24 protein-coding genes are annotated in these 21,340 nt (G+C 47.8%); 12 read left to right on the plus strand and 12 right to left on the minus strand.

Going from position 1 to position 21,340, the window contains the following annotated elements; genetic code table 11:
- Positions 1-17: 17 nt before the first annotated feature.
- Genes ACH97_RS10190 through ACH97_RS10200 form a run of 3 tightly spaced genes read right to left on the minus strand, consistent with a single transcriptional unit; the run spans position 18 to position 2,567 of the window.
- A complete protein-coding gene (locus tag ACH97_RS10190; protein ID WP_048350081.1) occupies positions 18-1,061 on the minus strand; it encodes a LacI family DNA-binding transcriptional regulator in 1,044 nt (347 codons plus the stop codon).
- A gap of 56 nt (positions 1,062-1,117) precedes the next feature.
- On the minus strand, positions 1,118-1,675 hold the full coding sequence (locus tag ACH97_RS10195) for a GNAT family N-acetyltransferase (protein WP_020450889.1): 558 nt from the start codon (positions 1,673-1,675) through the stop codon (positions 1,118-1,120).
- A gap of 28 nt (positions 1,676-1,703) precedes the next feature.
- Positions 1,704-2,567: a helix-turn-helix transcriptional regulator gene (locus ACH97_RS10200; RefSeq protein ID WP_041817179.1), complete on the minus strand. Its 864-nt coding sequence runs from the start codon at positions 2,565-2,567 to the stop codon at positions 1,704-1,706.
- Positions 2,568-2,688: 121 nt separating this feature from the next.
- Between ACH97_RS10200 and ACH97_RS10205 the strand changes: the two genes are divergently transcribed.
- The 3 genes from ACH97_RS10205 to ACH97_RS10215 all read left to right on the plus strand — a co-directional run bounded on the left by ACH97_RS10205 (position 2,689) and on the right by ACH97_RS10215 (position 6,009).
- Positions 2,689-4,029 (plus strand): MATE family efflux transporter, encoded by a 1,341-nt coding sequence (locus tag ACH97_RS10205; protein WP_020450887.1) that lies wholly within the window; start codon positions 2,689-2,691, stop codon positions 4,027-4,029.
- A gap of 202 nt (positions 4,030-4,231) precedes the next feature.
- On the plus strand, positions 4,232-4,573 hold the full coding sequence (locus ACH97_RS10210) for a P-II family nitrogen regulator (protein ID WP_020450886.1): 342 nt from the start codon (positions 4,232-4,234) through the stop codon (positions 4,571-4,573).
- Positions 4,574-4,629: 56 nt separating this feature from the next.
- Positions 4,630-6,009, plus strand: coding sequence for an ammonium transporter (locus ACH97_RS10215; RefSeq protein ID WP_020450885.1), 1,380 nt, complete (start codon positions 4,630-4,632; stop codon positions 6,007-6,009).
- Between the two features lie 110 nt (positions 6,010-6,119).
- Here ACH97_RS10215 and asnB read toward each other — a convergent pair whose 3' ends face one another.
- Positions 6,120-7,961, minus strand: a complete 1,842-nt coding sequence (gene asnB, locus ACH97_RS10220; RefSeq protein ID WP_020450884.1) for an asparagine synthase (glutamine-hydrolyzing) — start codon at positions 7,959-7,961, stop codon at positions 6,120-6,122.
- Positions 7,962-8,125: 164 nt separating this feature from the next.
- Between asnB and ACH97_RS10225 the strand changes: the two genes are divergently transcribed.
- A complete protein-coding gene (locus ACH97_RS10225; RefSeq protein WP_020450883.1) occupies positions 8,126-8,692 on the plus strand; it encodes a DUF2777 domain-containing protein in 567 nt (188 codons plus the stop codon).
- 38 nt (positions 8,693-8,730) lie between these two features.
- Here ACH97_RS10225 and ACH97_RS10230 read toward each other — a convergent pair whose 3' ends face one another.
- The 5 genes from ACH97_RS10230 to ACH97_RS10250 all read right to left on the minus strand — a co-directional run bounded on the left by ACH97_RS10230 (position 8,731) and on the right by ACH97_RS10250 (position 12,591).
- On the minus strand, positions 8,731-9,087 hold the full coding sequence (locus tag ACH97_RS10230) for a YisL family protein (RefSeq protein WP_011197750.1): 357 nt from the start codon (positions 9,085-9,087) through the stop codon (positions 8,731-8,733).
- A 134-nt stretch (positions 9,088-9,221) separates the two neighbouring features.
- A complete protein-coding gene (gene rsgA, locus ACH97_RS10235; RefSeq protein ID WP_020450882.1) occupies positions 9,222-10,274 on the minus strand; it encodes a ribosome small subunit-dependent GTPase A in 1,053 nt (350 codons plus the stop codon).
- A gap of 424 nt (positions 10,275-10,698) precedes the next feature.
- Complete coding sequence (locus tag ACH97_RS10240) at positions 10,699-10,908, minus strand: hypothetical protein (RefSeq protein WP_020450880.1); 210 nt, start codon at positions 10,906-10,908, stop codon at positions 10,699-10,701.
- Between the two features lie 139 nt (positions 10,909-11,047).
- Positions 11,048-11,953, minus strand: a complete 906-nt coding sequence (locus ACH97_RS10245; RefSeq protein ID WP_020450879.1) for a fumarylacetoacetate hydrolase family protein — start codon at positions 11,951-11,953, stop codon at positions 11,048-11,050.
- 152 nt (positions 11,954-12,105) lie between these two features.
- Positions 12,106-12,591: a CotG/ExsB N-terminal domain-containing protein gene (locus tag ACH97_RS10250; protein WP_048350691.1), complete on the minus strand. Its 486-nt coding sequence runs from the start codon at positions 12,589-12,591 to the stop codon at positions 12,106-12,108.
- 165 nt (positions 12,592-12,756) lie between these two features.
- On the opposite strand from ACH97_RS10250, the gene ACH97_RS10255 reads away from it, so the two are divergent.
- Both ACH97_RS10255 and ACH97_RS10260 read left to right on the plus strand, forming a co-directional pair.
- Entirely contained in the window at positions 12,757-13,842 is a 1,086-nt protein-coding gene (locus tag ACH97_RS10255) for a CotH kinase family protein (RefSeq protein WP_048350692.1), read from the plus strand.
- Between the two features lie 162 nt (positions 13,843-14,004).
- Positions 14,005-14,187 carry an aspartyl-phosphate phosphatase Spo0E family protein gene (locus tag ACH97_RS10260; protein ID WP_020450876.1) on the plus strand — a complete coding sequence of 61 codons (183 nt, stop codon included), beginning with the start codon at positions 14,005-14,007 and terminating at the stop codon, positions 14,185-14,187.
- Positions 14,188-14,269: 82 nt separating this feature from the next.
- On the opposite strand, the gene ACH97_RS10265 is transcribed toward ACH97_RS10260, so the two are convergent.
- Entirely contained in the window at positions 14,270-14,563 is a 294-nt protein-coding gene (locus tag ACH97_RS10265; protein ID WP_020450875.1) for a DUF3784 domain-containing protein, read from the minus strand.
- Between the two features lie 185 nt (positions 14,564-14,748).
- Here ACH97_RS10265 and ACH97_RS10270 point away from each other — a divergent pair, with 185 nt between their 5' ends.
- Genes ACH97_RS10270 through ACH97_RS10295 form a run of 6 tightly spaced genes read left to right on the plus strand, consistent with a single transcriptional unit; the run spans position 14,749 to position 16,694 of the window.
- Positions 14,749-14,970: a spore germination protein gene (locus tag ACH97_RS10270; RefSeq protein ID WP_020450874.1), complete on the plus strand. Its 222-nt coding sequence runs from the start codon at positions 14,749-14,751 to the stop codon at positions 14,968-14,970.
- A gap of 12 nt (positions 14,971-14,982) precedes the next feature.
- Positions 14,983-15,228 carry a spore germination protein GerPB gene (locus ACH97_RS10275; protein WP_020450873.1) on the plus strand — a complete coding sequence of 82 codons (246 nt, stop codon included), beginning with the start codon at positions 14,983-14,985 and terminating at the stop codon, positions 15,226-15,228.
- 18 nt (positions 15,229-15,246) lie between these two features.
- Complete coding sequence (gene gerPC, locus ACH97_RS10280; protein ID WP_020450872.1) at positions 15,247-15,861, plus strand: spore germination protein GerPC; 615 nt, start codon at positions 15,247-15,249, stop codon at positions 15,859-15,861.
- Complete coding sequence (locus ACH97_RS10285; RefSeq protein WP_003180439.1) at positions 15,858-16,040, plus strand: hypothetical protein; 183 nt, start codon at positions 15,858-15,860, stop codon at positions 16,038-16,040. Before gerPC ends, ACH97_RS10285 begins: the two co-directional genes overlap by 4 nt.
- Positions 16,037-16,420, plus strand: a complete 384-nt coding sequence (locus ACH97_RS10290) for a spore germination protein GerPE (RefSeq protein WP_003180437.1) — start codon at positions 16,037-16,039, stop codon at positions 16,418-16,420. The genes ACH97_RS10285 and ACH97_RS10290 overlap by 4 nt, the downstream gene beginning before the upstream one ends.
- Positions 16,421-16,475: 55 nt before the next feature.
- Positions 16,476-16,694, plus strand: a complete 219-nt coding sequence (locus ACH97_RS10295) for a spore germination protein (protein ID WP_016885923.1) — start codon at positions 16,476-16,478, stop codon at positions 16,692-16,694.
- Between the two features lie 44 nt (positions 16,695-16,738).
- On the opposite strand, the gene sbcC is transcribed toward ACH97_RS10295, so the two are convergent.
- Together sbcC and sbcD are read right to left on the minus strand one after the other, a co-directional pair.
- A complete protein-coding gene (gene sbcC / locus ACH97_RS10300; RefSeq protein ID WP_020450871.1) occupies positions 16,739-20,131 on the minus strand; it encodes an exonuclease subunit SbcC in 3,393 nt (1,130 codons plus the stop codon).
- Positions 20,128-21,309, minus strand: a complete 1,182-nt coding sequence (gene sbcD, locus ACH97_RS10305; protein WP_003180431.1) for an exonuclease subunit SbcD — start codon at positions 21,307-21,309, stop codon at positions 20,128-20,130. Before sbcD ends, sbcC begins: the two co-directional genes overlap by 4 nt.
- Between the last annotated feature and the right edge of the window lie 31 nt (positions 21,310-21,340).

The raw sequence follows: 21,340 nt of genomic DNA on the forward strand, positions 1-21,340 counted from the left end.
AAGAGCGTTTTTTTCTATCAAAACCCGCTCTTTTCTGCATGTGCATCTTTTTTAAATGGAGGTGCCGTCGACTGTCTGACGACAAGTTCAGGCATGAGAATGATTTTGTTTTTCGAACTTTTCTCGCCGCTGATTTCTTCGGCCAGCAGCTCGGCCGCACGGCGGCCCATTTCTTCAATCGGCTGCGACACTGTCGTAAGCGGCGGATCGGTCATTTCGGCTAAAAACGTATTATCAAAGCCGATGACAGATAAATCCGTTGGAACTTGGAGCCCCCATTCCCTTGCAGTCTGAATGACTCCGCACGCAAGCACATCATTCATGGCGAAAACGGCGGTCGGAATGTTGCTTTCGAAAATCTGAGCGGCTGCTTTTTTGCCGCATTCCAGGGAAAAACCGGTACCGGCGATGAGCGATTCATTCACTTTGATGCCGGCTTCATCCATCGCTTTTTGGAAGCCTTTCAGCCTGTCTTTTTCTCCGGTTGTCGATCCGTCGCCGGCGATGCAGGCGATTGTCTTATGGCCGAGCGAAATTAAATGCCGCGTCGCTAAGTATCCGCCCATAAAATCGTCGATGACCACGACATCCAGCGGAACAAGGGCGCGGTCCTGAGAAATCATCACGAGCGGTATGCCCTCTTTTGCAATATCCTCGAGCGCATCCATGCTCTCCTGATTTTCGATGCCGGTCGCAAAAATGATGCCGTCGACGCTTTTTTGCTTGAGCACCGAGAAATACGTTGCCTCCTTTTTCGGATCGCGGTCGGTACTGCATATCATCATGCTGAATCCAAGCTCGCCCGCCCGCTCTTCAACGCTTTTGGCAAGCTCTCCGAAAAAAGGGTTTGCAATATCGGGCGTCAACAGGCCGATAATGTTCGTGCGCTTTCCGGTAAGCGCAGAAGCGTGAACATTCGGCTGATAATCGAGTTCTTTCATGACGGCATGCACTCTTTGCCTTGTCGACCTGCTGATTCTCCCGGTATTGTTGATCACCCGGGAAACCGTGGAAATCGAAACGCCTGCCGCTTCCGCTACATCATAAATGGTTTTTTTCATTTTGGTCCCCTCTAGTCCGCTGATGAAAGATATCTAATATTACATTATAGAGCGTGTCAGCTACCGCCGCAAATCAGCTCCCACTCCTCCCGCAATATTCCGTATCTGATTGAATCATAATAGACTCCGTCATAATATCTGACTTTGCGAATCCGGCCTTCCATCTTAAACCCCGCTTTTTCGGCGCACCTCATCATCCGCCTGTTGCCGGACCACGTCGTCATTCCGATTCTCGGCACATCGACGTTTTCAAATAGGAAGCCGACCCATAATTCTACGGCTTCCGTGCCGTAACCTCCGTTCCAGAACCGCGGATCATAGATGCCGATCCCGCATTCCAGCCAGCGTGTCGGCCGGCACTCCCAATAGTAAGAAACGGTTCCTTTCAGCTCTCCTTCGATCTCAATCGCCAAATAGCGCGGCGGTTTTTCTTTTAAAGCCGGCACAAAAGAGTCGAGAAAATATTGAAACGGTTCGGGCTGAAGCGGAAAATAAGGGGCATCCCATTTTTTCCATTCAGGGTTTCGGGTTCCGTAAATCATTCTCCATAATCCGGGCAGGTCATCCATTGTGATCGTGCGCAGCTTTACTTTTTCACCATTGATGGATGCCAAACTTTTCTCCTCCTATGCTTTGAAAATATCACTCAATATTTCTCTTCATCATCTTTCTGTATTCAACAGGCGAAATCCCTTCTATTTGTTTAAACAGCTTTGAGAAATAAGTCGGATCATCGATTCCGACTTGTTCGGCAATCGATGACATTTTGTCGTTTGTCGAAGAAAGGAGCCGCTTCGCTTCAAAAACCTTCGCCTTATTGGCGTATTGGCCCGGTGTGATGCCGAACGCCTTTTGCATGCAGCGGGTAATGTAGTCCTGGTGATAGTGAAGGGCAGCCGAGAGCTGCTCCATGCTGAGCTTCTCCTTATAGTGGCGGTCGATGTAATGCTGCACTTCAGATGCCACACGCTCACTCGCCGAAGGAATGTGGAACGCCTCCTTCTGCAGGTGAATCAGCAGCTCTTCGAACAAGAGCTGCTTCCGAAGAGGCAGGTCGGAATTTTGGGCAGAATCGTCAATCAAACGTCTAAACTGCTGTTCAATAAACGCTTTTTGGTCGATCTTTCCCTTTCTCGGAATCTTTAAATGATATAATGTCGGCGTTTCAAACGTCCCCTTCTTCAGCTTGAGCTCGGTCCAGTTCTCACCTCCCTGCTGTGCAAAGCCATAAGACGGCTCCTGAAAGTGCAGCCAAAAATAGCGGGTATCGTCTTGACAGCCTTGGTGTCCATAATGCTCAAGCCCCGGTACAAGGATGATATATTCCCCTTCCCGGATCTGATGGGGGTCGCCGTCCTCAGTCAAAAATAGTTCCCCCTGTATTACATATAAGAGATCAAACACGGAATATTCACGCCTCACATGCTTTTCCCCTTTTTTGAACAGTCCTTCTCCGCCGGTAATCAACACAGGGAGCGGCGGAATTGTAAAGATGATATGTTCCATGTTCTCTCCCCTTTTCATCAAGTCGTATTTCTCCAAGAAGTATCGGTTTCGTCTCTTCTTATTATAAGAAAATGGCGTTACACTATAAAACGGATTTTTTAAAAGAAAGGGGTCAAACGCCATGAAAAAAACAGCACCTCAAAACCTCTCTTTATTCGCATTGACCTGGCCTATATTTATCGAGGTTTCATTATATATGTTAATGGGCAACGCAGATACCCTGATGCTCAGCCAATATTCCGATGAGAGCGTGGCAGCCGTCGGCGTCAGCAACCAAATGCTGAACTTGATCATTGTGATGTTCGGTTTTATCGCCACAGGAACAACCGTTATTATTTCTCAATTTTTAGGAGCGCGGCAAAAAGCCGAAGCGATGGAAGTCGGCTATGTTTCCATCAGCGCCAATTTTATCATCAGTCTATTCATCAGCGCGGTGATTTATATATTTGCCAAACCGCTTTTATTGATGATGGGCCTGTCCGCCAACCTGCTGGCCGAGGCCGGCATCTTTCTCCAGATCGTCGGCGGACTGTCCTTTATTCAAGCGCTCATTATGACGTTCAGCGCCATTTTGAAAAGCTACGGGCATACAAAGGACACAATGGTTGTAACCATCGGCATGAATATCCTGAACATCGCCGGCAACTATCTTGTCATATTCGGGCCGTTCGGCTTTCCGGTTTTAGGCGTGGCCGGCGTAGCAATGTCCACTTCGATCGCGCGCATCATCGGCCTGTTCGCGATCGCTCTGCTCGTCAAAAAGCGCGTCGGCATGCCGATGTTGTCCAAACGGCTGTTTGTCTTAAAGAAAAGCCATCTGAAAAAACTGCTGAAAATCGGGATACCTTCAGCAGGGGAGCAGCTTTCGTATAACGCGTCACAGATGATTGTCACCTATTTTATCACGCTGATGGGCGCGCAGGCGCTGACAACAAAGGTCTATACCCAAAATTTGATGATGTTCATCATGCTTTTCGGCACAGCGATCAGCCAGGGAACGCAAATCTTAATCGGACGCCATATCGGCGCGAAACAATTTGATGAAGCGTACAGCCGCTGTCTGAAGAGCCTCTGGTGGGCTCTGGCCATTACAACATTTACTTCCGTTCTCTTCGCTGTGTTTTCCAAACAGCTGATCGGCATTTTCAGCAGCAATCCCGATATTATCGCAACGGCCAGTATACTGATCCTTTTGACGATTATCCTGGAGCCTGGCCGCTCGTTTAACGTGGTCATCATTAATTCTCTCAGAGCTGCTGGAGACGCGAAATATCCGGTTTATATGGCGATTGTCTCAATGTGGGGAATCGGCCTTCCGATCGCTTATATTTTCGGCATTCAGCTCGGATTCGGCCTGGCGGGAATATGGTTTTCCTTCATCGCCGACGAGTGGGTCAGGGGAATTTTGATGTACAGAAGATGGAGATCTAAAATGTGGCTACAAAAAGGCTTTGCGGCATAACCTGCTTTCAACTGAAAGCAGGTTTTTTCATGTTATAAAACATCACAAGGATTTCATTCTGTGAATACAGACCTCTCTGATAATAGGTCTAATAGATTAATTTTTTTAAAAATTCGTATTGATTTTCAATTTGATATTACGTATGATAATAAACATAACAATACACGTAATAAAACCTTACACCAAAAGGAGGATTTACATTGTGAAAAAAATCGAAACGATTATACGCCCTGAACAGTTTCCCCGCCTCCGCAAAAAGCTTGAAGAGGTTGGCATAAACGGATTAACGGTCTCAGAGGTTGCCGGCTGCGGGCAACAGCGCGGGAAACAGGCTTTGTTTCGCGGCACCTCCTACGAAATCAAGCTGCTGCCTAAAGTGAAAGTCGAAATGGTGATTGAATCGGAGAGCGTTGATGAAATTATCCAAATCATCGAAAGCACATGTTCGACAAATACGGTTGGCGACGGAAAAATCTTTGTGCTCCCGATTGAAAATGCGGTTCGAATCCGGACAGGGGAATCCGGAAAAGAAGCGATTGTGTAAAACGACCGGCTCCATCCCGCCTCTTTTTGCCGATACTTTAAGAAAGGATGATTCTTATGAAAACCAAGGTATCTTTCGTCCTGTTCCTCAGTTTTTTCCTCGCAGCATCAGCTCTGGCCGCCGAACCGACGGCGCAATCGGTCAATGATTCGGTCAACATGACATGGGTGGCCATCGGCACTCTGCTCGTCTTTTTTATGCACGCCGGTTTCGCGATGGTTGAATCTGGCTTTACGAGAGCTAAAAACACGTTAAACATTTTAATGAAAAACTTTCTGACGGTCTCTATCGGCTCCATCCTTTATTTCTTCGCCGGATACGCGTTGATGTTCGGGGACAGCGCCGGCGGGTTCATCGGCACAAGCGGTTTTGCTTTAGCAGGTGATCAGGATGTCGGATTTTTCGTCTTTCAGGCCGTGTTTGCCGCTACGTGCGCGACCATTATTTCCGGCGCTGTCGCTGAACGGATGAAGCTTGGCAGCTATATGATTTTGACGCTGTTTATGACCGGTCTCATCTACCCGGTTGTCGGCCATTGGACTTGGGGGGAAGGCTGGCTGTATGACCTCGGATTTGTTGATTTTGCCGGATCTGCGATCGTTCACATGACAGGTGCTGCGGGCGCGGTTGCGGCTGTCATCTTTCTCGGGCCGCGGATTGGAAAATATGCAAACGGAAAGGTCAATGCCATTCCAGGACACAGCATTCCGCTGGGCGCACTCGGCGTCTTTATCCTGTGGTTCGGCTGGTTTGGGTTCAACGGCGGAAGCACGCTTGCGGCTGATCCCGCCGCCGTCCCGCATGTCATCACCACAACCCTTTTAGCCGCGTCGGGCGGAGTCGTCAGCTCGGCGCTGTTCACTTATTTCCGCTACGGCAGGATCGACCCTTCCCTGACGCTGAACGGCGCGCTTGGCGGCCTTGTCGGAATTACCGCGGGCGCGGACGGCGTTTCATTTACAGGCGCGATATTAATCGGATGCATCGCAGGTGTCATTTTAGTTGTCGGCGTTCAGTTTATCGATCAGGTGCTGAAACTTGACGATCCCGTCGGCGCCATTGCCGTTCACGGTGTTTGCGGTGTTTGGGGGACGCTTGCAGTCGGGCTTTTCAATACATCGAGCGGTCTCTTTTACGGAGGAGGAGCCGCACAGCTCGGCATTCAAGCCGTCGGCATTTTGGCGATCGCAGCCTGGACCCTCGCTGCTACATCGGCTGTCACTGCAGTAATGAAAGCTTTCACTCCGATCCGGGTATCAAAAGAAGAGGAAATATCCGGACTCGATTATGCCGAACACGGTTCTTCGGCGTACGAGTATAAAGAAAGCTACATCGAACAGGGCGATGTTGACGTCAGCTCCGCTTTCGGAACCGATCTTGTCTCACGGCTCAACAATTTAAAGCCGGGACCGTCTTCCAAAACAGAACAGGTTTGACTCTCTTCCATCCAGTCTGCCGATCATTGAAATCAGCGGCGGTGTTCAAATAACGCCGCCGTTTCTTTTGCCAAAACGCAGAACACCCGGCTTATGCCGGGTGTTTTATGTTATTCCTCAATATCAATTCGATAATTCTCAAACCAAGTATGGATTTGGGCAAGGTGTGCGATCAACTGCGGTCCCTTCATCAATTGTCCGTACCAGGGAACTTGAAATGATGCGCCCTCCGTCTCAATCAGCCGCTCCAGTTTTTTCTTGTCTAAGAAAACATAAAGCGCCGAGTCTTTTTGCTCCAGCAATGACTCCAGCCAACGAATGACGGCCTTCGTATAAGCGGGGTGGTGCGTTTTCGGATATGGACTTTTTTTGCGATACAGCACTTCATCAGGCAAAATGCCTTCAAGAGCCTTGCGAAAGATGCCTTTTTCACGGCTGCCATGCATTTTGACATCCCACGGAATATTCCAGACATACTCGACAAGCCTGTGGTCCGCAAACGGAACCCTGACTTCGAGGCTCGCCCCCATGCTCATTCTGTCTTTTCGATCCAAGAGCGTTGTCATAAACCAGAGCATATTTAAGTAAAACAGCTCTCTCCTTCGTTTCTCCGCACCCGTTTCTCCTTCAAGCAGCGGTGTTTCTTTAACCGTTTCCTCGTATTTCGCCTTCACATATTCGCCGAGGTTCAGTTTTTTCTGCCAGCCGTCCTGCAGAAGTGCGATCCGTTCTTCCATTGATCTCATCCATGGGAAACCTTTCACATCTTCTGCCGAATGGAACCAAGGATAGCCGCCGAAAATTTCGTCCGCGCATTCCCCGGAAAGACTTACGACAAAGTCCTTTTTAATCTCGCGGCAAAACCACAGCAAAGAAGAATCGACATCAGCCATCCCCGGCAAATCACGGACCAGTACGGCTTCTTCCAAATAAGCGGCCAGCTCCTCTTGGGAAATCACGCAGTTGTGGTGAACCGTTGCGAATGCATCGGACATTTTTTTAATCCACGGGCCGTCGGCGTTTGGCTGAAATGAACTTGACGTAAAATATTGTTCATTGTCTTCATAATCGATCGAAAACGTATGAAGCGGCCCCTTCCCTTCTTCCTCAAAATGCTTGGCGGCCGTTGCGGTAATGGCGCTCGAATCAACCCCTCCTGATAAAAACGTGCAAACCGGCACATCAGACACAAGCTGCCTTGTGACGGCGTCCTGAAACAGCGACCGCACATTTTCCACCGTTTCGTCAAAGCTGTCGGTATGCTTCTCGCTTTTCACATTCCAGTAGCGCCAAACCGTTAAACCGTCTTTTGAGAAAATCATCGCATGCCCCGGGCGGATCTCTTTTATTCCTTTAAAAACACCGCTCCCCGGCGATCGCGACGGCCCGAGGCCGAAAATTTCGGCCAGCCCTGAACGGTCGACCTTTGCTTTCACTTCCGGGTGAGCGAGAATCGCTTTGATTTCAGATCCGAACAGAAATGATGAGCCCTGTTCGGTGTAAAAGAACGGTTTAACGCCGAGCCTGTCGCGTGCCGCAAAAAGAAGATCGCGCTTTTCATCCCATACCGTAAATGCAAAAATTCCGTTCAGCCTGTCGATGCATTCCTCTTTCCATTCCATGTATGAATGAAGCAAAACCTCTGTATCTGAGTGGCTCTTGAATTGATGCCCCCGCTGCCTAAGCTCTTTCCGCAAATCCTCCGTATTATAGAGTTCGCCGTTATAGCAAATCGTATAATCGTACCCTTGGTGTGTGCGGGTCATCGGCTGTCTGCCGCCTTCCAGATCCACAACTGCCAAGCGTTTATGTCCGAATAAAACATGGCGCTTTCCCCAAATATTCGTATCATCAGGTCCTCTGTTCGAAAGCGTATCAGTCATTTTCTCCATGACAGACTGCTCCTGAACAAGCGGCTTCTTAAAATCGACCCACCCCGTTATTCCACACATTGTCGATCAGCTCCAATTCTAATGTTCTTCCTCTGCTTTAGGCTTCACTTCCTTTGTCACTTTACCTATTTTATGCACCTTAAAATAATAGTTGAATTGTCCAACAGAGTCTTGTATGAGACAAGCCCGTTTTGGAAAAAACGAAATAAGAAAGGAGACCGCCCATGGACACCGAACGCCAAAAACGAATTTACGCCGAAAAGCGCAAATGGATTTACGGCAAAATTTTAATGGAAGACGGGATTTGCCTGATTGAAAACGAAGAAGGAGATTTATTTTTGGTTGAAAGCCTGAACAGTCCCGGAGTTTTCATCAGCATAGACGGAGAATGGCAAAAAGCCGAACTGTTTGATCAATTTGCCGTCACGGAAAAGCCGGAGACCGTGAAGCTGACAGGCGGAGAATCGATCCGTTATCTGAAAACGGTAAAACAGGCATTTCTCGAATTTTTGAACGATCTGGAAGACGGACAGTTCTATTCTTTTTTGGATCAGCTGAACAGCCTCGGCTTTTCCGTCTTTGACTGCGTCTTCGCCTATAACGGCTTGAGCTTTTGGCCCGGGAAAAAGGATGTGAAGGGCGTTTCGTTTTATCAATTTTCTCATGATATGAAACAATGCGCCCTGCAGCATCATTACGAACGAAAAGAGGAATGGAAGGACAGATTCGAATGGACCGCTTCAGACGGGGAACGAATCGTGATGATTTCAACCTTCAAGCCGCCGACATAAAAAGACACCAGTTCTCATAAAGAACCGATGTCTTTTAATTAAAACACTTTAAAGCCGAGTGGAAGACGGAGCCCAAGCACAACCGTCAAGAGCAGAACGACAATAAAGCCGATCCAGATCCCGGTGGCCGCTTTTCCGTTTTTCCTGCGAATTAAAAGCATTTCCATGAATCCGATGGTGATGAGGCCGAGCAAGGCCTTCGCTATGTATTCTCCGTTCCATGCCGTGAACTTTAAAAAGAGCTGCGCCCCGGTAATGATAACGATAATATAGAATAAGCGGAGAATCATATGTGTAATTTTTGCGCCTTTGCTGTTTCCAGATGAGTAAAGTCCGTAAGCAACGAACACTAAAATGAGCGCGATCACCCAAGACGTGATATGCATATGCGTCATATTCATTTTTCCCCCTATCAAATCAGGTATCGTTCTTATCTTATCATGAACCGGTCCATTAAACAAAACAATGTGAACGCTGTCATTTCCGCAGCAAAAAAGACGCTGAGATCATTCATCAGCGCCTTTTTCATTTATTTGCGTTTGTTCTTTTTCATGCTTTTCGTTATCTGTTTCCACCGCTTTTTTTCCTGCTGCGCCGCCCGTTTATCCGTTTTTCTTTCGAGGTATTCGAGCTCTTTTTTTAATTTCAGGTAGCTTTGGAACCGGCCGGCATCGAGTCTGCCGTCAGCCAGCGCCTCCTGCACGGAGCAGCCGGGTTCTGTTTGATGCATGCAGTCTGAAAATCGGCAGTTTTTTGCAAGCTGGTCAATATCGCTGAAGCTCTGTCTGAATCCTTCTTCCGATTCCCAAAGCTCCAATGCCCGCATCCCCGGCGTATCGATTAAAAGTCCGCCTTCAGGCAGCAAGAACATTTCCCTGTGTGTCGTCGTATGCCGCCCTTTGTCGTCATCTTCACGGACGGATTGGACCACCTGCCTGTCTTCATTCAGAAAAAAGTTGATGATCGTTGATTTGCCAACGCCTGACGACCCTAAAAGGGCGACGGTTTCTCCTTGTTTCACATACGCTTTCAACTCATCCATCCCATTGCCTTCATGAGCGCTGATGACATGAATCGGCACCCCGAATGCCACGGATTCCGCCTGGCGCACCTTTTCTTCAATCCGGTCAGCGATGTCGGCTTTGCTCAAGACAATGACGGGATTGGCTCCGCTTTCCCAAGCCAGCAGCAAATAGCGTTCGATTCTTCTCACATTAAAATCCAGACCGAGCGCATTGACGAGAAAGATCGTGTTGACGTTTGCTGCGGTGATCTGTTCCTCTGCCGGCTCCCCCGCCGCTTTGCGCGAAAATTTGCTGAACCGGGGAACGACCTCCGTGATCATCCCTTTCTTTTCGCCACCGCGTGGGCGCATATACACCCAATCGCCGACAGCGGGGTAGTCTCCGCGGCTCTCCGCTTCAAACCTCAGCCTGCCTGAGATTTCGGCCAGCCACTCTCCCTCTTCCGTCCATACCCGGTACAACCTTTTATGCTCAAGGGCGATCCTTCCTAAAATCAGACCTTCCTCGTCCTTTAAAGCTTCCATGATATATTTGATGCCTAATGCAGATAAATTCAATGTGGTTTCCTCCTAAAGATCTGATGATTTTTCAAACAAAAAAAGAGCCGCAAATACACGGCTCTCTCAACATATAAACACTCCATGAGCCGCTTCGACAGCCCATGGAAATATCACCAGATCCATTTGAAGAATACCAGTCGAAATATTACATGGGCTGTGCAATGATCGTTTGTTGGGCAAAAAAGACAATATCCATTCTCATCACACATCCCTCATTTCTAAAAAGTTTGACAGCTTCATTATATGCTAAAGCCAATCTTTTGACAATCCTTTATTTCACTGGATTGGAAAGCGTTTCAGCCAAAACTCTGCCTGAACCTTCCTTCGAGATCCTCCTTTATCAGGCAGGGATAACATTTCACCCAGTGTCTCAAATCATTTTACAGATCGGCTGAGCGGCTTGTCTGTCTTCCATTTCATTTTAGCCAGTGATTTTATTGAATATGAAATCACTGGTAAAAAATACGATTAAACCAGCCATTAAAATCAAAAATGAAATATTAAATCCTGATTCTATAAAAAATGAATATGCGGAACTTACCGATAAAGCAATCATATAAAAAACAAATCCTACTTTTGTCGCTTTTTCAGTACTTTTCTTTTCCTTTTCCGTCATTTTTCTAAAGAACAATTTCTTTCCTCCCAAACATCAATCATTATTGATAAACAATCTGCGAGCAGCCATAACACATGTCGAAAACAGGCTGTGTACTTGCCGTTGATTCGAAAAATAGCCCCCTGGCAATCTCGCATATTTTTATAAAAGTTTTTTATTTCACTGGATTGGAAAGCGTTCCGATCGGTTCGATCGTAATGTCGACTTGATCGCCTTTTCGGAGGAACTTTGGCGGATTAAAGCCTTTGCCGACTCCTGACGGCGTACCGGTTGCGATAATATCCCCCGCTTCAAGCGTCATTCCTTTAGACAGCGTTTCAATCATGTCCGCAATCGGAAAAATCATGTCCTCTGTGCTGCCCGACTGGCGGAGTTCGCCGTTCACTCTTGTCTCAACCCTCAAGTCGCCTGCGTCTTCAATCATTGATTTATGTACAAGAAACGGCCCCATCGGGCAAGTCGTATCAAGGCTTTTGCCGATAAAAAACTGCTTGTGCCTCTTTTGCAGATCGCGCGCCGTCACATCATTGATGATCGTATAGCCGAACACATAGTCGAGGGCTTCAGCTTTCGGGATGTTCTTTCCCGTTTTGCCGATGACAACCGCGAGCTCGCCTTCATAATCGAGCGCCTCTGTCACGCCTTCGTGGGCATCAATCCCTTCCATGTGGCCGATAACCGAAGTCGGCGCTTTTGTAAACACCATGATATGTTCGGGAATATCTGCTTCACTTCCCATTTCAATCGCATGATCCCGATAATTTTTTCCGATGCAGATCACGTTTTTCCGCGGTTCGGGAATCGGCGCAAGCAAATCAACGTCTGACAGCGGATAAATATACGAACCGCTCTCTTCGCTGTTTTTCTTTTTTGACCATTCCACTAGCTGTTCGACATGGCGGACAAACTTCTCTCCCTCGCTTACGCATTCGATAAGCGTTTCAGGTATCGTTTCAAGCTCAAACAGCTTTTTTTCCGCCTTTTGCAAATCCATTATCTTCTCATCCATGACAAGCCCTACAAATGTACGGCTGTGTAGCTTTGCTGTCGCAAACTTCATAAATATTCCCCCGCAGTATGATTTAAAACTATTCTACATATTCTCTAAAAAAACGAAAATTCCTTTTCGCTTTCAGCAAACAGCTTCGAAAGTCCCGGGCGTTCCTTCCCGGAAAAGAAAATGGCGGCTCACCATGCAGTAAGCCGCTTCTCTTATTTTTTCCGGTAGATGACTTCGGTCAGATTTCCGTCAGACCATTTTGTAATGGTTTCATAGCCGCCTCGTTTATGATGGTGAGTCTTCTTGCAGCGATGATGATCGGGGCGTTTACTTCTGCATTTATCCCGTTTTTTGCAATCGTGAGGCTTTTTGCTTTTATCCGGTTTTTTACAGCCGTCAGGTTTCTTGCTTTTGTCAGGCTTTTTGCAGTCATCAGGTTTCTTGCTTTTGTCGGGTTTCTTGCTTTTGTCGTGCTTGCTTTTATCCGGTTTTTCATGGTCGTCATGCTTCTTGCTTTTATGATGTTTTTTGCTTCTGTCCGGCTTGATCCCCCACCAAAGATCCCAAATGTTATGCGGACGCCGCTCTTTTCCCGAGCCGGCGGATTCTTCGGGTTCCCGGTCTAAATAATGGTCTCTGCCTTCGCTCTTCAGCTGATCTACCGCCTCTTTAATGTCATGATCATGGACACCACTCATCTTGTAACCTCCTGTTCTTCCTTTTTTATGTCCTGATTTATCATACGCACCGTAAAGACAAGTGTACTGAGGCAAATGACTGTTTTTGTTCAAACTTAGGCGGTCCGCTTCCGGGACTGGCTGTTTTCACATATGATATGTCAGCTGAAAAAGGAGGAAATGATGATGAGTGCCACTGCCTTGCCGGCCTTCAGGCTGCACATTCATCCGAAGCATCTGCTTGAGTTGAAAAAAGACGTCTGGAGTGATGAAGCCGTTCCGGGCATGCTCTTGACCGGTTCAGCAAAGACGCCTGTCGCAGTGTCATACAGAGGGGCCCATACCCGCAAACTGACAAAGAAGTCCTATTTCATTCAATATCCGGACAGAAAAGAAAAGGCTGAAGAAGCTGCGTTTCATTTGAACGCCGAATATCACGACCCGTCTTTCATCAGAAACAGGCTATCCTTTCATTTTTTTGAACAAATCGGCGTTCTTGCGCCAGCAGCATCGCACGCTTTCCTTTATCTCAACGAAAAAAAAGAAGGCATCTATTTAAAAATCGAATCTGTTGACGATCATTTCTTAAAGAGGAGAAATTTAGAAAGGGGGGCCATTTATTATGCCGTTGATGACGATGCTAATTTTTCTCTGCTGAGCTCCTTCGATAAAAAGGCTAAGCAAAATCTCATGCAGGGATATGAAAGAAAAACGGGGTCAAGCCGACACGATGATTACCTCCAGGAATTTATCTACTTTATTAATACCGCCAAAGACGACATATTTGAAAAGGAAATCAAACGCTATCTCGATGTCAAACAATATTTGCTATGGCTCATCGGCGCCGTCTGCACCCAAAACTTCGACGGCTTCGTCCATAACTATGCGCTTTATTTAAACGATCGCACAAAAACGTTTCAAATTATTCCATGGGATTATGACGCGACATGGGGATGGAATATTCACGGGGAAGAAATGGAACATAACAGGATTCCGGCGAAAGGCTATAATACACTGTCTGCGAGACTGCTCGACATCCCGGCTTTTCAGTCCCAATACTTCAATTTAATGAAAAACGTCTTGCACCGCCAATTTACAATCAGCCGGCTTTCGCGGTTTGCGGTAGACTGGCATGAGACAATCGCGCCTTTTCTTGAATATGATCCTTATACAACCGTCACATACAGCCGACTCGAAGATGAGCAAAAACAAATTTTCCATTTTATCGAACAGAGGAAGCGGTTTCTGCTTTTCGAGCTTTCCCGATTATAAACGGGCGCTCTCCTTCAAAAAAAATGTCACATTTTTTGTCATATTGGCGAAAAAAATCCCTTTAACACAAAATAAGGTATACTAGCAATATCAAGGAACATCATTGCTGAATACCTGAAATCACCGACTCAAAATACAAATCGAAAGTTGGAGACTGCCATGATGAACAATAAAATTGAAGCAAAAAGACTGGCCTTATTTGAAGCTGCCGAAAAATTCGGCATCAACTCCAAAGAGGCCATTCAATGCAGTCAGGAATTGGACAACTTGCTGAACCAACGAATGCAAAAGGATGAGAACTGCGTGATACATGCGGAAGAAAGAAAAGGCCGCCATACATCATGACCTCCGACTGCAAGCTGCGCCTGATGCCCGGCCTTCCCTCTCCTCCGTTTCCTCATCCAATGATTTCAGGTCGCAGCTTTGGCTATTCGGCCATTGTTTTTTGAACATAAATCATCGTGCACACACCGTAGGCAAGAATGATCGAAGGTGTAAAGGACTCTTGATACGGAATATAAACAAACCCGTTCAAGAATAACAAAAATCCGCTGTTCAAAAAGAAATACCCTGCGATTTTGGCCAGCTTATCCTGATCCCTTACTCTTTCCCGGCGAAATCCCCGCAATATCCAAGTTTGTTTTTTTATTCCGACTGCATAGGCTGCTGAAAAGAACAGCAGGGCTGCAGCGATTGACACCAAATTCCATTGAAAATACATGTCTCCTACCCCTTCCCTTATCGCACCGTTTTTTTATTCATACGTTTTCCCCTCTGATGAGTTTCACCCGCATGTGATCAGCACTCACGAAAAAACCTCTTTTTTTATCACAAAAGCGCCTAAGCAACATAGGATATGGTGTATAGCCCATAAAAAACGTTTGATTATTTAAAGGGTGTGCCATCATGCCAGCTATTGTCGGAGCTTTTAAAGTAAATGCCGTCGGTACGAGCGGCGTTGTTCATGTCGGAGACTGCATCACGATTTCTCCTTATGCAGAAGTTAAAACTTTCGCAGGCGCCGGCAGTTTCAATACCGGAGACGGACTAAGCGTATATAACCAGAACAGCATCACCAACACATATGACAACGATATGATTGATCAGCCGATCGCAGGCAACCTGTAAGGAGGTGGGGGCATGAATTTTTATATCAACCAATCGATTCAAATCAACTATTTAAGAGTCGAAGGCATCAGCAACTCTTCCGTCTTGCAGATCGGGAGCGCGGGCTCCATTAAAACACTTTCCAACCTTTATAATACAGGGAGCTACACGGAAGCAGCCCCGCCTGTCGCCGGCGGCGGAGCTTTCCAAGATGCTTTTGAGGAGGGGCCGTCATCGACTTTCGTTCCTCTCATAGCTCCATCTGTTACAACAGGCTAAACGGGGGTGTGATCACTTATGAAGCAAAACAATCCCTCATATTCTCAAAACTGGTACAGCTATGTGCAGCAGCAGGCTGCTCTGATTGAAAATCTCGAAAGGCGAATGGCCGTATTACAGGCAGAATTGAACAACCTGAAAGAAAATCCCGGCACAAGGATTGACCGGATTGAATACAAATTTGACCAGCTGAAGATCGAGCGTCTTGAAGGAACGCTCAACATCGGGCTTAATCCGACAGATCCTGACCAGGTGGAGAACTTTGAAATCAGCCAGCAGCCGCCGGGTATCGGAATGCTGCAGCAGGAACTCGACGGCCAGCTGATGCAGCAAACGAGACAGCTCGTCGATGCCTACTTAAACGAAGAAACCCCTCGTTTGCTGGAACAGCTGGAAGACCGGTATGACAGTAAACTGGACGATACAAACCGCCACCATATCATCGAAGACATCAGAAAGCAAATCGACAGCCGCATCCGCTATTACGTCAAACATGTGCAGCCTGACGAAAACATCCAGCCCCGCGAGCATGCAGAACGGCTGGCCGATTATGTGAAGCGTGATATCGCGCGGGCAATCGAACACTTTCTCAAATCGATTCCTGACGAAATGAAAGGAAATGAAAACGAATGAATTTTACCGTTGTGAACCGCTGTTTCGATGTAGGCAATATTAATATTACCGCAGTTTCAAGCTCATCTGTTTTTTTAATCGGAGATACAGAATGCATTTCCCTGTCATCAATTTTTGATACACCGCCTGAATCTCTCATTGTCGGGCCGTTTGTCCCGCTGGCGCCGGAATCAAGATGATCAGAACGTCAAAAGTAAAGTTTATGAAAGTTCATTCAGTAGGGATCACCAGCACGCTGCAAATCGGGGATGTCGAAGAGATTATTCCTAAAGTGAAAATTCTCGCTGTTCAGCGCTACCTTTCACTTTTTTTCGGAAATGAAGGCTCATTTAATCAGGAAGATTTCCCTCTCTTTCAGCAGCCGATACCACATTTATTACCGGAAACCGGCGTCTCATCAGCTTTTTTCCATGAGGTTCCCGTCATTCGAGTCAGAGCTGTAAAAATTGCCGGGGTATCTTCTTCTTCAGTTTTTCAGGTTGGTTCGACGCGCCGCATGATTTCCGAGGCGAGAGTCAAACATATCAGAAAGCTTCCTCCTGCAAGGAACTCACAATAACCGCCCGGCCGACATATACTAGTTCAGAGACTTCTATAAAGGATGTCGATCAATCATGCCAGCCATTGTCGGACCCATTAAAATCAATGAAATCTCAGGAGGAGTAGTGAATTTCGGCGATTCTTTTTATCTATCTCCAAAAAGCTCTTCAAAGTCTGCACTCGGTTCTGGTGCTGGTAATACTGGAGATTTCCTTATCGTCAACAATGGTATAAACGCGACAAATTATATAGACCCGGATGTAAGCGACCAGAATGTTGTCGGAAATGCATAAAGCAGCCTCTTCCACTAGAAGAAGGCTGCTTTTTGGTTACCAGGTTAAATCATTTCAAGCGATACAGCTGTGCCTTTGCCGCTCGGTTCAGCCGGATGGACAATCAGCTTCTTCGGCAGCCTGGCCCGAAGTTCCTGAACGTGGCTGATCACACCGACCGACAGATTGTCAGACTGAAGCTTCTCCAATGCGGTCACGACCGTATCCAGCAAATCCTGATCAAGCGTGCCAAACCCTTCGTCCAAAAAGAAGAATTGGAGCGGATACTCTCCGCGAAGCTGGATCTGTGCCGAAAGTGCAAGCGCAAGCGCCAGTGAAGTCAGAAACGTCTCCCCACCTGACAGACTCGTAACAGGGCGCTTGACTCCGCCGTTGGCATCGTCCCTCATCACAAAACCGCCTTCTGAGTCGACTTCAATCGCATACCTCTGTCTTGTCAGTTCGCCGAGTCTTGCAGATGCGTCTCTTGTGACGCTTTCAAGCTGCTCTTCTGCCAAGTATTCAACAAAGCTGTTTCCTTTAAAGACGGCTTGGAGTTTATCAAGACGGTCGATGTATGTCTGCCATTCAGCCAATGATGCTTCAAGTTCCTTAAACCTTTTATGGTTCTCGCGGATGACGGCGAGAGCTTTGCCGGCCGCGCCCCTTTCTTCCAAGGCTTTGCTGAATGCCTCCTCAGCTTTGTCCTTCGTGACGGCGGCTTTTTCCCAACTCTCCTCAGAAACCGATCTCCCATCAAGCTTTTCCGTAATCCGCTTGATATTGGACTCGCACTGTTTTGTCTGATCCCAATGCATTTGAATGTCTTCTTTCAGCCGGGCAAGATCATCGCGGTCTAAAATGCTCGCTTTCACTTCAGAGGCCTTTTCAAACGGTGTACCTCCGGATTTTTCCTGCCAGATGTCCGCCGCTTTCGCAAGCCTTGCTTCCGCTTCACGCAAAGCGAGCTCACACCCTTTTGTCTGTCCTCTTAAACGGCTGACTTCGGATTCGGTCTCTTTGAGCCGTCCGTAAAGCGTCTGTTCCTGCTCATGCAGCTTGGCCAATTGCGTTTTCACGTCTTGAAGCTTTTTGTCGATTGCAGCTGTATCGGGATAGCCCATCAGCTCTTTTTGATAATCGTTTATTTCTTTATTAAGGCTTTCGACAGCATAGCGGAGGTCGAGCTTTTCTTTATCAAGCGCAAACAAGCGCTCGGTGAGCTTCTCTTTTTGCTGTTCATGTTTTGTGAGAAAGCCGACGCTCGTTTCGATACGCTTTTCGAATTCCTCTGCGGCCAGATCTTTTTCTTCAATCGTTTTTTGCCATTTTTCAGCCTGTTCATAAGAGAGGCCGTCGAATTGTTCGCCGAAGCTTTTTCGGCGTTCATTTAACTGGTCATTTAATTCGCGGACGCGGTTTTGAAGCCTGTTACGCTCCTTTTCTTCATGGCTGAGTCGCTCGCTGATTTGGTCGCGTTTCTTGCAGAGCTCTTTATATGTGTGAAGGAGCTTGGACATCCTGCTTTTTGTCTCTGCGAGATCCTGTCTGATTCCTTTCCATTCAAAGCTGATGCGGTTGTACCGTTCGGGAATGGTGCCTTCTTCTATCGATGCAGCGGTTTCAGGCAGTTCATGTTTGCTCTTGACTAAAAACGGGCATTCGCTCACCAGGTGGTCGGATTGCTGTTCGAGTGCCACTTTGGCCGAGAGAAACTCCTGAGCCAGCGCACCGGCTTCAGCGATGATGGCTTCCGTTTTCTCCAGTTCGGAATCCGCCTCTTTAAAGGACAGGCTTTCTATTCCGACGCGGGCGGGCATTTCATGATGTACAGATCCGCAGACCGGACAAGGCTCTCCGTCTTTGAGCTGCTTTGCCAGTTCGATTGCCAGCTGATCACGGTTTGCCTGTTCCCGTTTTGCCGCAATCTCTTCTTTTTTTTGAGATGCCACACGGATGGTCTCAGAGAGCGATCTGTCTGTTTCGCAAACGAGCGCGTACGCTCGTTCGACAGCGGCAAACAATGCCTCAATGCGTTCGGTTTCAGCTTTTACCTTTTGATCCACCGCTTGCTGTTCTTGCTGGAGCTCTTTAATCAGCGTCTCCTGCTGACCAAGCCGTTCCTTTTCTAAAGCGGCATCGTTGTTAAGCTGTTGAATGTGAAAAGCAAGCTGATTGGCATTTCGGCAGTTTTTACGCTCTTCGCTAGATACCTGGACAGATTTCAGCTCCGCTTTCAGCTGATTCTGCTTGGCTGTCCCGCGTTCAAGCAGACTTTTCACCTTGGCCAGCTCGTCTGCCGCATGCTTGATTTCCTCTTCTTTCAAACGCTGTTCGCGCTGCTTCTTCTCGGCCTCGGCCTGTGCGGCTAGCCGCTTGTTTTCAATTTCCTTCAAAGCGGTGAGCTGTTCTTCTTGCTTGAGAAGCTCCGGTTCCTTTTCATTTTTAAGACGCCTGAAATCCTCGTACTCGCGTTCTGTTTTTTTATGAAGCTCTTCATATTGTTCTAATTGTTCCCGCGCTTGTTTTTCTTCCCGGTGTGCGCGTTCGGCATCTTCCCGCGCTGCCAGCAAGGCGTCTGCATAAGGCTTGAGCGTATTTGCCGTTTCGGCGAGGTGCAGGCGGCTTTCTTTTTCCTGAATCTGTTCCTGTTTCTTTAAAAGCTCCGCCTCTTTTTTCAGATAGCTTTCTTTTTCCTGCTGCAGGTTCCAAATCTCCTGATACTCCGCAAAGCGCTGCGCTTCTGCGTCTCGTTCGCGCTTCTTGCTTTGCAAAAGGCTTTCAGCTTCTTCGAGATGCTGTTCCGCCTGTTTCAGCGCCTCTTCCCCCGCATCGCCCAATCCAGCCTGCTCGGCAAGCATCTCATTTTTTCTGGCCTGCGCTGTTTGCGCCTGTTTCTTCAGTTTTTTGACGAGCCTGTCCCCGTATTGTTCGAGGTTGAACAGGCGCTGAAGCATCTGCCGCCGCTCCGCTCCTTTTAAGGAAAGAAATTCGGCGAATTTACCTTGCGGCAGGACGACTGCCCTTGTAAAATCGTCGATCGTCAAGCCCAGCAGCTCTTCGATTTTCCGGTTTACTTCATTCGCTTTATCGGCCAGAACGATTTGTTCCTCTTTCATTTCAATGAAGCGGCAGATCGATGTTTTGACCTTGACGGCATCTGTCCGCTTAAAGACCCGTTCCACTTTATAAGCCGTCTCATGGCCTGTCTGCAGCTTAAACGTAAACGATACGGCAAGCTCATCTTCGGCATGATTCAAAATACCGTGCGTATTATTGGCGGCCCGCTCCACCTTCCCGTACAAAGCGAGAGTCATCGCGTCAAGAATCGACGACTTGCCGCTTCCGGTCGGCCCGAAGATACCGAATACACCGGCATCGCACAGGCGCTCAAAATCGATCACCTGCTCCTGCCTGAAACTGTGCAGCCCCTTAATAGACAGAGAAATCGGCTTCATGTTTCATCACCCTCTTCCTGTTCCGATCCTGCGGCGAGCTCCAGAAACAGTTTGACGGTTTCCTCATCGGGAACCGCTCCACCGGTTTGTCTTTCATAAAACGCTATAAACCGTTCTTCAATCGGAACGTTTCTGGACCGGATCTTCTCTTCATCCGAGGCGGCTTCCTCAAAAACCGGACGAATATGGATGATGCCTTGATGCGCTTTTCTCAAACGGTGAATTTCTTCAATCGACAGCTGGTCTGTCAGATGGATTTCAAGGTCGATCCACGCGTTTTTGTCCCGCTCTTCCTCCAGCCAGCTGTATACTTGGGACATCCCTTTTTCCGCCTTCCATTTAACGAGCGGTTTTCCACTCGTCAAATGGACCTCTTCCCATGATGCCGTTTGACCGGGTGCGGCTTCGACAATGGAGACCGATTTTGCGTATCCCGCTTCAGAAAAGCTGTAGGCAAGCGGTGAACCTGAATATCTGGCAAGCGTGCGGGCCCGTTTGATCGTCTGCGGGCGATGAAGATGCCCGAGCGCCACATAGGCGGCGTTTTCCGGCAGGCTTTCCGCAGCCACCGTATATGCGCCTCCGACTTCGATCGGCCGCTCAGAATCCGTCTGGCTGCCGCCCGCCACATAAATATGGCTTGCCGCAATCTGCACCGCATCCTTTCTCGCCTTGCCGCACATACGCTGAAAGGTCTGCTTGATTTTCTCATCATACTGGTCGCGCAGCAGTTTTTCGTCAAATGTTTCCGACAGCACTTCATTCAGTCTGGACTCGGAAGGATAGGCGAGCGCTGCGACTGACAGGATCTCCCCACTAGAAGCGACTTCTATTTCAACTGGCTCAGTCTTCGGGTACCCGATCAAGTGGATGCCATGGTCTGTCGTTAACGGAGAGGCCGCGGAAAGGCGGTCCGGATTATCATGGTTGCCGGCAATCACGACGACCGGACGGTTTCCTTTGTCAGACAAGGCGGAGAGGCTTTCATAAAAAAGCTGTTCAGCCAGTGCAGGCGGATTCACTGTGTCAAATGCGTCTCCGGCCATGATAACGGCGTCGATCTTTTCATCTTTTACGATCCTTGTGAGCTCTTCAAGAAAGTCCGCCTGTTCTTTCAGGCGGCTTCTCCCTTCAAGCGTTTTTCCTAAATGCCAGTCCGCTGTATGTAAAATTCGCATGTGTGCCTCACCTCTCTTTTCATTAAAGCTC

Source organism: Bacillus paralicheniformis (genome assembly GCF_001042485.2).
In the GTDB taxonomy this organism is placed as follows: domain Bacteria; phylum Bacillota; class Bacilli; order Bacillales; family Bacillaceae; genus Bacillus; species Bacillus paralicheniformis.

Coding starts and splice junctions, on each gene's coding strand:
- ACH97_RS10265 (WP_020450875.1), bottom strand. CDS start 14,563: ATGTATTTTCAATGGAATTTGGTGTCAATCGCTGCAGCCCTGCTGTTC.
- ACH97_RS10260 (WP_020450876.1), top strand. CDS start 14,005: ATGAACAATAAAATTGAAGCAAAAAGACTGGCCTTATTTGAAGCTGCC.
- ACH97_RS10290 (WP_003180437.1), top strand. CDS start 16,037: ATGATCAGAACGTCAAAAGTAAAGTTTATGAAAGTTCATTCAGTAGGG.
- asnB (WP_020450884.1), bottom strand. CDS start 7,961: ATGTGTGGAATAACGGGGTGGGTCGATTTTAAGAAGCCGCTTGTTCAG.
- ACH97_RS10255 (WP_048350692.1), top strand. CDS start 12,757: ATGAGTGCCACTGCCTTGCCGGCCTTCAGGCTGCACATTCATCCGAAG.
- ACH97_RS10275 (WP_020450873.1), top strand. CDS start 14,983: ATGAATTTTTATATCAACCAATCGATTCAAATCAACTATTTAAGAGTC.
- ACH97_RS10270 (WP_020450874.1), top strand. CDS start 14,749: ATGCCAGCTATTGTCGGAGCTTTTAAAGTAAATGCCGTCGGTACGAGC.
- ACH97_RS10230 (WP_011197750.1), bottom strand. CDS start 9,087: ATGACGCATATGCATATCACGTCTTGGGTGATCGCGCTCATTTTAGTG.
- sbcC (WP_020450871.1), bottom strand. CDS start 20,131: ATGAAGCCGATTTCTCTGTCTATTAAGGGGCTGCACAGTTTCAGGCAG.
- ACH97_RS10215 (WP_020450885.1), top strand. CDS start 4,630: ATGAAAACCAAGGTATCTTTCGTCCTGTTCCTCAGTTTTTTCCTCGCA.
- ACH97_RS10285 (WP_003180439.1), top strand. CDS start 15,858: ATGAATTTTACCGTTGTGAACCGCTGTTTCGATGTAGGCAATATTAAT.
- ACH97_RS10200 (WP_041817179.1), bottom strand. CDS start 2,567: ATGGAACATATCATCTTTACAATTCCGCCGCTCCCTGTGTTGATTACC.
- ACH97_RS10225 (WP_020450883.1), top strand. CDS start 8,126: ATGGACACCGAACGCCAAAAACGAATTTACGCCGAAAAGCGCAAATGG.
- ACH97_RS10205 (WP_020450887.1), top strand. CDS start 2,689: ATGAAAAAAACAGCACCTCAAAACCTCTCTTTATTCGCATTGACCTGG.
- ACH97_RS10295 (WP_016885923.1), top strand. CDS start 16,476: ATGCCAGCCATTGTCGGACCCATTAAAATCAATGAAATCTCAGGAGGA.
- ACH97_RS10190 (WP_048350081.1), bottom strand. CDS start 1,061: ATGAAAAAAACCATTTATGATGTAGCGGAAGCGGCAGGCGTTTCGATT.
- sbcD (WP_003180431.1), bottom strand. CDS start 21,309: ATGCGAATTTTACATACAGCGGACTGGCATTTAGGAAAAACGCTTGAA.
- ACH97_RS10250 (WP_048350691.1), bottom strand. CDS start 12,591: ATGAGTGGTGTCCATGATCATGACATTAAAGAGGCGGTAGATCAGCTG.
- gerPC (WP_020450872.1), top strand. CDS start 15,247: ATGAAGCAAAACAATCCCTCATATTCTCAAAACTGGTACAGCTATGTG.
- ACH97_RS10245 (WP_020450879.1), bottom strand. CDS start 11,953: ATGAAGTTTGCGACAGCAAAGCTACACAGCCGTACATTTGTAGGGCTT.